The organism is Limosilactobacillus sp., from assembly GCF_041859915.1.
GTDB lineage: Bacteria > Bacillota > Bacilli > Lactobacillales > Lactobacillaceae > Limosilactobacillus.
Genome location: NZ_JBFLGB010000006.1, coordinates 41,998 through 49,109, shown reverse-complemented (window position 1 = coordinate 49,109; position 7,112 = coordinate 41,998). Strand labels below are relative to the sequence as shown.

Below are 7,112 nucleotides of genomic sequence, written 5' to 3'. Positions count from 1 at the left end.
GGTAAAAATGGCGATTTATTAATTTTCCTAGTTGATATTTATCGCAATCAACAAATTCGCCGTAACCATGGCAAAGATGATGGCCGCTTGCACACTGCCGACGTCTTCCAACAGGCTGTCGAAGATACTACCTTAGCTGTTCAAAATACTCTCATCGCAGCCGAAAGCATGGGCTTAGGGGGCGTCATCTTAGGTTCCATTAAAAATGACCCGATTAAGCTAATTAAAATTCTTGACCTACCCAAGATGACCTTTCCTTTATTGGGCCTGCAGCTTGGTATTCCTGATCAAGATCCCCAGTTAAAGCCCCGGTTACCATTAGACAAGATGACCTTTGAAAACCACTATCCTCGTGATTTTCAAGCCAGTGACTTACAGGATTACGATCACCAAGTTACCCAGTATTACGATCTACGGGAAGCCAACCGGCGCAGTGACTCCTTCACTCACCAAATTTGTGGTCCCAAGTTAGACCAACACTCGACAAAGCGGGATGAATTAATCACTGCTCTTCACCAACAAGGGTTAGCACTTGATTGGAATCACAAATAAATTAAGTAATCAATAGCATTAAGAAGTAATGCCACGTTTATCGTGTTATCTTCACTAATAAAACCAAAAATAAGTAGTTGATGGAAAAACTTCACCAACTATTTTTTTCTACTAATTAAATTCCAATATTTTCAACCGTCTCATCATTATGAATAAAAACAGCGCCACGATTTCCCGGTTGGTCTAACCAACCAGCAATTGGCCGGCCGCTGAAGAATAACCGTTTAGCTTCAATTTCACCTAATACCGATTGATCGGTAAAGACTGTTACACTGCTCAGGTCGGTCTTCAGCGGATAACCGGTCCGTGGATCCAGTAGGTGATGATAACGATGACCATTTTTGATTAAGAAACGCTCATAGATTCCCGAGGTTACCGCCGAACAAGCCGGCTGACGAACAACCTCTATGTTCTCCCCACGGTGCAACCGAGGATCCTGGACGCCAATCAACCACTGCCCATCATCCCGTCGTGGTGACTTGCCAACCATTAGGAGGTTTCCACCAAGGTTAATGATTCCTGCTGCAACACTATGAGCCAGCCAAAAATCACGAATGCGGTCAGCAATGTAGCCCTTAGCAATCCCCCCGAGATCGAGTTCCATCCCCGCTTGTTTGAGGAAGACGGCACGCCGCGTATCATCCAATTCCACTTGACTGGGATCAGTCAGTCGTAACCGGTCTCGGATATTCTGGGCAGTCGGCACGTTAGCCCCTTTAAAGCCAATTTTCCAGAGTTTAACTAGTGGACCAATTAAGGCATTGAAGCCAAAATTTTCTCGACTGTAACGCACTGCTAGTTTAATTAATTCATAAGTCGTTGGGGAAACGGTACGAGCACCCCGTCCTGCAGCATGGTTAATATCCATCACCTCAGATTGGTCACGATTGACGGTTAGCCGGTCTTCGTACCCATCGATCAAATCCATCGCCGGTTGAAGGAAAGCCGCCGATCGATCACCGAAAACCGTTAGTACGATTCGCGTCCCTAAGGCATGGTGGGTTAATGTATGAACCTGATTTGCTAATTCATTCATAACAATTAATCCTCTGAAGCACCAGTCGTAGCGTCGGCTGCTTCATCGTCAGCATCAACACTCCCTGACTCGGAAGCACCGGTAGTAGCGTCAGCATCATTATTCGAAGCGACCGCGTCATTTTTTGATTTAACACCAGATTCAGAAGCTCCAGTGGAAGCATCAGTCGCCGTTTTCTTCGAAGTAGTATCATGCTGGCCCTTATCCCAGGCACCGTTTTCGAAAAGGTTTAAGATGTATTCTACATTTCCGGTAAACTCAATGGTTCCTAAATAGTGGCCATCAACATCACGCAGGGCATAGTACTGAATCAAAGAACGATGACCATGCATCCATAGTGGTCGAGTAACGACATCACGCTGGCCGTCACGAAAACTATTAATAATGTCCATCACTACTGGAACCACTTTGGGCGGGTGGCATTCGCTAACTGGTTCATTCAAAGAAGCCACATTCCGGACATGTTCACGATTAGGCTTGTCGGAATACCAGGCAAACCGATCAGAACTATCAATTAAGTCAATTTCAAACGGAATGGTGCTGAAAATCTGCTGTACTTCTTTTAAGGATAAGTGTCCCGTTGGGAATTTAATATAAGCGTCACTGATGCTTGGTTGCTTGATCGGCATCGTTACTTCCTCCTCGTTAACGTTTTTAAAAACTTGAATATATTCAATAAAGTGGGTAAAACATTGCTCCAGGTTGTCCCGCATTGTCGGATCAATCAGGCGCCCGTCCTCAGAAAAGACGTGGGTAGCACCACCAATTAAAACTTCATTACCTGGTAATAAGTTGGCATTGCAGTCTGGTGAGATTAAAATTTGCCGCATCTGGATTTGGGAGCGGGCAGAGGCCTGTCGACCGTAGGAAACTCCTACGACCATTACCGGTTTCCGGTCTAATACTTTAGTGTGATAAGAAAGCCATTCTACAGCACTTTTCAAGGCAGCCGGAATACCATGGTCGTACTCCGGAGTTGAGAAGATTACCCCATCGGCCGCTTTCACTTTTTGTTTTAGTTTCCATACGGCAGTTTGCTCTTTCAATGGCACATCCACACTAAACGGTGGTAACTGGCTAATCTCACAAACTTCAATATCGGCCATTTGTTTAAAATGTTTCTTCATGAACTTTAATAGCAAACGGTTATAAGAAAAGCTGGCGTTTGTACCAACCAATGCTAAGATTTTCATCATTTGTCCTTTGCCGCCTCCTTTGGCCCCTGCTTGGCAGCTGCCACTTGGTCCGTCACCATTTTGTTGATAGCTCGAGCGTAAATTTTAAAATCATCAATACATTTCTCAAGAAAGCCAACCGTTGCCTGATCTGTAATCTGACCATTCTCATCAATAACGTTAGCTGCATCACTCATAAAAAACTCGTTTCCCTGGTAAACCTGGGCATTAACTCCCGGTGAAATTAAGATATCTCGCAATTGAACCTGCGACCGGGACGAGCCCTGTTCATGTGTCGAGGCACCAACAATTAGGACCGGTTTGTTCTCTAATGGATGGACCTTGTAAGATAACCATTCCACCACACTCTTTAGAGCCGAGGTAATCGAATGATTATATTCTGGGCTTGCAATGATGACCGCGTCAGCAGTTTTAATTCGCCGGTTAAGGTCAGTGATAATTTGAGGAGTCTTCCCTCTATAATTTTCGTTAAACATTGGTACTTTTCGGATATCAATTACATCAATATCGTCAGTATTTTGGTACTGGGCAGCAATGAATTTCAATAGCATTCGATTATACGAATGATTGGCATTGGACCCAGCAATTGCAGCAATCTTCAAGATCTGTCACTTCCTTTTATTAACTTATGTAGTACTTTCAGATTCATTTTACTATATCCACCCAAAGCAACACTAATCATACGTTATTTAGATTTAGTCTGTGCTAAAATAGGTGCCACACCATACCAAGAGAACGGAGAAATATCATGAAACGACGAAATTCAGTTCATTCTAACGTTAACGTCCATGTCGGCGACCGTTTCCCTCTGAGTATCAAACGCCTCGGTGTTAATGGTCACGGTATTGGTTACTTCAAACATAAAGTCTGCTTCGTCCCCGGAGCCCTTCCTGGCGAAGTAATTGTCGCCGAGGTTACTCGGGTTCGACCACGTTACCTGGAAGCTAAGATCCACCGGTTGCGCAAGAGAAGTCGGTATCGAGTTCAGCCACGGGATCCTTATGCGGACATAGCTGGTGGCTTTGAATTGGAAAACCTTGCTTATTCAGAACAACTAAAGTTCAAACGCCAGGTTGTGATCGAAAGTCTTGCCAAATTTAAACCCTATGGTTACCGTAATTATGAAGTACGCCCAACGATTGCGGCTCCTCAGGAATACGGCTACCGTAACAAAGCTCAGTTTCAGATTCGGGTAGTCAACGGTCATGTCGCCGCCGGATTATATAAACCAGGTAGCCATGACCTTGTCAACATGGAAACTTGTGCTGTTCAAATGCCCAACACGATGAAGGTTATCCGAACAGTTGTTCAACTAATCGAGGACCTTCAAATTCCAGTCTATGACGAAAATCACCATAGTGGAATCATCAAAACCCTCGTTGTCCGTGAATCACGTTCAAGCGGTGAAATTCAATTAACCTTCATCACCAATACCCCTAAGCTGATCCATAAGCACCAATTATTGGCTGCCATTAAACAACAGTTACCCATGGTTGTCTCAGTAATGCAAAACGTTAATCCAGGTGATACGCCACTGATTTGGGGTGATCGCATGATTCACCTAGCTGGCAAAGAGACGATTACCGAGAGCCTGATGGGGTTAGATTTCAATCTTTCTGCTCGTTCTTTCCTGCAACTGAATCCGGAACAGACGGAGACGCTCTATGAAGAAGCAGCTAAAGCTCTAGCATTAACTCCGAATGACGCATTAATCGATGCCTATGCCGGGATCGGTACGATTGGTCTTTCGTTGGCTTCCCGCGTCAAAATTGTGCGGGGAATGGAAATCATTCCCGAAGCCGTTACTGATGCTAACGCTAATGCTCACCGCAACGAAATTACTAATGCTCACTATGAAGTTGGTAAAGCCGAAGACCTATTACCAAAGTGGGAACGAGCAGGGCTGCATTTTGATGCCCTAGTCGTTGATCCACCCCGGACCGGACTTGACGAAGGATTGATTAAGGCTGTCTTAGCTGCTAAGCCGCGCAAATTTGCCTATGTTTCCTGTGGGATGGCTTCACTGGCTCGCAATCTTCGTCGTTTAACCAGTGTTTATCACGTTGATTACATTCAACCAATTGACATGATGCCGCAAACCGCCCGTTGTGAGGCCGTCGTAAAACTTTCTTTGCGAGTCAATCAAAATAAGTAAACAATGGGGAGGCAAGCAAATGCAATTAATTATTACTAACACTGCTAGTCGGTGGATTAGACAACAATTCCACCTACCAGCAGGAGCCGGAATTAAATTTTTTGGTAAGACAATCCAACCCGGCCACGTGACACATGGCCCTGACCAGGGATATACGCGTGAAGACCAACTCACCAGTGCTTCGCTAACGGTAGTCAAGGACAAGATCAATTACCACATTAATTTTGCCGACAGCTGGTTCTTTTCTGGACTAATAACCACGATCGACTTGGATACTCATAGCCAAAAGATCAACTTTCACTTTACCAAGGAAAAACAACAACCCGTTAGGCCATCAGCTAAAGCACCACAACCAGATGCCTCAACTGGCGCTTCAGAGGGTGGCAACTTCGAAGAATTCTGGGAATAACAAAAGGAGTAAATAGGACTCACGAATAAGTTCTATTTACTCCTTTTAGTATTGATAAACCTTGGCTTCATACGGTCTAATTGTGTCACCCTGGTCATCCGCATAGTTACTGATTAGCAAATGAGCCGTGTCTGGGACATCATAATGCTGCTGAACGATTTGGTCAGTATAATTCAAAATGACTAATAAAGTTGTCTCCTGATCTTGTCGAAGATAGGCAAAAACCTGCTGATCCTGGTCATTACCAGGTACTAACGCATAACGACCATCCGTGATTACTGGCATTGTGTGGCGGAAGTGAATCAACCGTTGGTAATAATAAAAAAGTGAATTATGATCCGCCAAAGCTCGTTTTACGTTAATCTGACGATAATTAGGAGTGACCTTTTCCCAAGGTTGATGGGTAGAAAAGCCGGCGTAACGCTGGTCGTTCCATTGCATCGGTGTCCGGGCATTATCCCGCGAATGCATGGCCAAGTATTTTAACATCGTCTTGCCATCAACCAAGTGCTGCTCATCAACGATTTGGTGGTAGGCATTGATCGATTCTAGGTCCACATAGTCACTGAGTTTGGTAAAGCCGGCATTGGTCATCCCAATCTCCTCACCCTCATAAATGTAAGGGGTCCCCTGCATAAAGTGAGTCATAGTTGCCAGCATTTTAGCCGACTTGACCCGGTAATCCTCAGTCGAATCATCACCAAAACGAGAAACTACCCGTGGTTGGTCATGGTTATTCCAATAGAGGGCGTTCCAAGCTCGCCCCGCTAATTCTTCTTGCCATTTTGAGAGGTTAGCCCGCAAAGCCGTTAAACTGGTCTTTTGATCATTCCATTTTCCAAGCGCTGGATTAGGGTTACTGTCCAGGCCCATGTGCTCAAATTGAAAAACCATGTTAAGTTCCTGGTTGTGGAGATCCGCATAGCGCCTAGCATCGGCCGGAGTAACATTTGGTGTTTCGCCAACTGTGATCATCCTGTGTTTACTCATCACCTGCCGATTCATTTCACGAAGGTACTCATGGATGTGGGGTCCGTTTGGCACAAGGCTTTCAACGTTAGCGTACTGTTCACCAGCAGCCTGAGGCCCATCTGGTAACCCCGCGGGTTTAGAAATCAAATTGATAACGTCCATCCGAAAGCCATCGACACCCTTAGCCGCCCACCAATTCATCATTTGATAAACGTTTTGCCGAACGCGGGGATTTCGCCAATTCAAGTCAGGCTGTTCTGGTGCGAAAAGATGAAGGTAGTATTGGCCAGTTTGTTGGTCATATTTCCAAGCAGGGCCACTAAAATAGGATCCCCAGTTATTCGGCGCTTTACCATCGCGACCATCACGCCAAATGTAAAAATCACGGTAAGGATTATCTTTGCTCCGTCGTGACTCCAAGAACCAGGAATGTTGGTTTGAAGTATGGTTAACGACCAGGTCCATTACCAGTTTCATCCCCCGTTGATGGAGGCCATTCAATAACTTATCAAAGTCAGCCATCGTCCCTAAAGTAGGATTGATTGCTTGGTAATTACTGATATCATAACCATTATCTACCTGGGGTGATTCGTAGATCGGGTTTAGCCAAACAATATCAATCCCCAGCTTTTGAAGATAATCCAACCGACTAATAATCCCCTGAAGGTCACCGATGCCGTCCCCATTGCTATCCTGAAATGATTTCGGATAAATTTGATAAACAACGGCGTTTTTCCACCAATGTGTATTTTTCATCTTTATTCTTCCTTCTAAAAAATGGAGCACCCTATC

General features: G+C 44.8%; 7 protein-coding genes. 3 read left to right on the top strand and 4 right to left on the bottom strand.

The window, feature by feature from the left end; genetic code table 11:
* Positions 1–552 (top strand): nitroreductase family protein (locus ACEYV4_RS02080; protein ID WP_373841785.1); only part of this gene is annotated, 552 nt, incomplete at its 5' end.
* A 115-nt stretch (positions 553–667) separates the two neighbouring features.
* Here the strand turns inward: ACEYV4_RS02080 and ACEYV4_RS02075 are convergent.
* The 3 genes from ACEYV4_RS02075 to ACEYV4_RS02065 are packed head-to-tail and all read right to left on the bottom strand — an operon-like array spanning position 668 to position 3,386.
* Complete coding sequence (locus ACEYV4_RS02075; protein WP_373841784.1) at positions 668–1,588, bottom strand: FAD:protein FMN transferase; 921 nt, start codon at positions 1,586–1,588, stop codon at positions 668–670.
* Between the two features lie 5 nt (positions 1,589–1,593).
* Complete coding sequence (locus ACEYV4_RS02070; protein ID WP_373841787.1) at positions 1,594–2,781, bottom strand: NAD(P)H-dependent oxidoreductase; 1,188 nt, start codon at positions 2,779–2,781, stop codon at positions 1,594–1,596.
* The gene (locus tag ACEYV4_RS02065) at positions 2,781–3,386 is read right to left on the bottom strand and encodes an NADPH-dependent FMN reductase (protein ID WP_373841783.1); all 606 of its coding nucleotides are present in this window, start codon (positions 3,384–3,386) and stop codon (positions 2,781–2,783) included. The genes ACEYV4_RS02070 and ACEYV4_RS02065 overlap by 1 nt, the downstream gene beginning before the upstream one ends.
* Before the next feature lie 146 nt (positions 3,387–3,532).
* Here ACEYV4_RS02065 and rlmD point away from each other — a divergent pair, with 146 nt between their 5' ends.
* Both rlmD and ACEYV4_RS02055 read left to right on the top strand, forming a co-directional pair.
* Complete coding sequence (gene rlmD, locus ACEYV4_RS02060) at positions 3,533–4,939, top strand: 23S rRNA (uracil(1939)-C(5))-methyltransferase RlmD (protein WP_373841782.1); 1,407 nt, start codon at positions 3,533–3,535, stop codon at positions 4,937–4,939.
* A 19-nt stretch (positions 4,940–4,958) separates the two neighbouring features.
* On the top strand, positions 4,959–5,348 hold the full coding sequence (locus tag ACEYV4_RS02055) for a Fe-S cluster assembly protein HesB (RefSeq protein WP_373841781.1): 390 nt from the start codon (positions 4,959–4,961) through the stop codon (positions 5,346–5,348).
* A gap of 45 nt (positions 5,349–5,393) precedes the next feature.
* Here ACEYV4_RS02055 and ACEYV4_RS02050 read toward each other — a convergent pair whose 3' ends face one another.
* Positions 5,394–7,076, bottom strand: a complete 1,683-nt coding sequence (locus ACEYV4_RS02050; protein WP_373841780.1) for an alpha-glucosidase — start codon at positions 7,074–7,076, stop codon at positions 5,394–5,396.
* Positions 7,077–7,112: the final 36 nt, after the last annotated feature.

Coding starts and splice junctions, on each gene's coding strand:
- ACEYV4_RS02075 (WP_373841784.1), bottom strand. CDS start 1,588: ATGAATGAATTAGCAAATCAGGTTCATACATTAACCCACCATGCCTTA.
- ACEYV4_RS02070 (WP_373841787.1), bottom strand. CDS start 2,781: ATGAAAATCTTAGCATTGGTTGGTACAAACGCCAGCTTTTCTTATAAC.
- rlmD (WP_373841782.1), top strand. CDS start 3,533: ATGAAACGACGAAATTCAGTTCATTCTAACGTTAACGTCCATGTCGGC.
- ACEYV4_RS02055 (WP_373841781.1), top strand. CDS start 4,959: ATGCAATTAATTATTACTAACACTGCTAGTCGGTGGATTAGACAACAA.
- ACEYV4_RS02050 (WP_373841780.1), bottom strand. CDS start 7,076: ATGAAAAATACACATTGGTGGAAAAACGCCGTTGTTTATCAAATTTAT.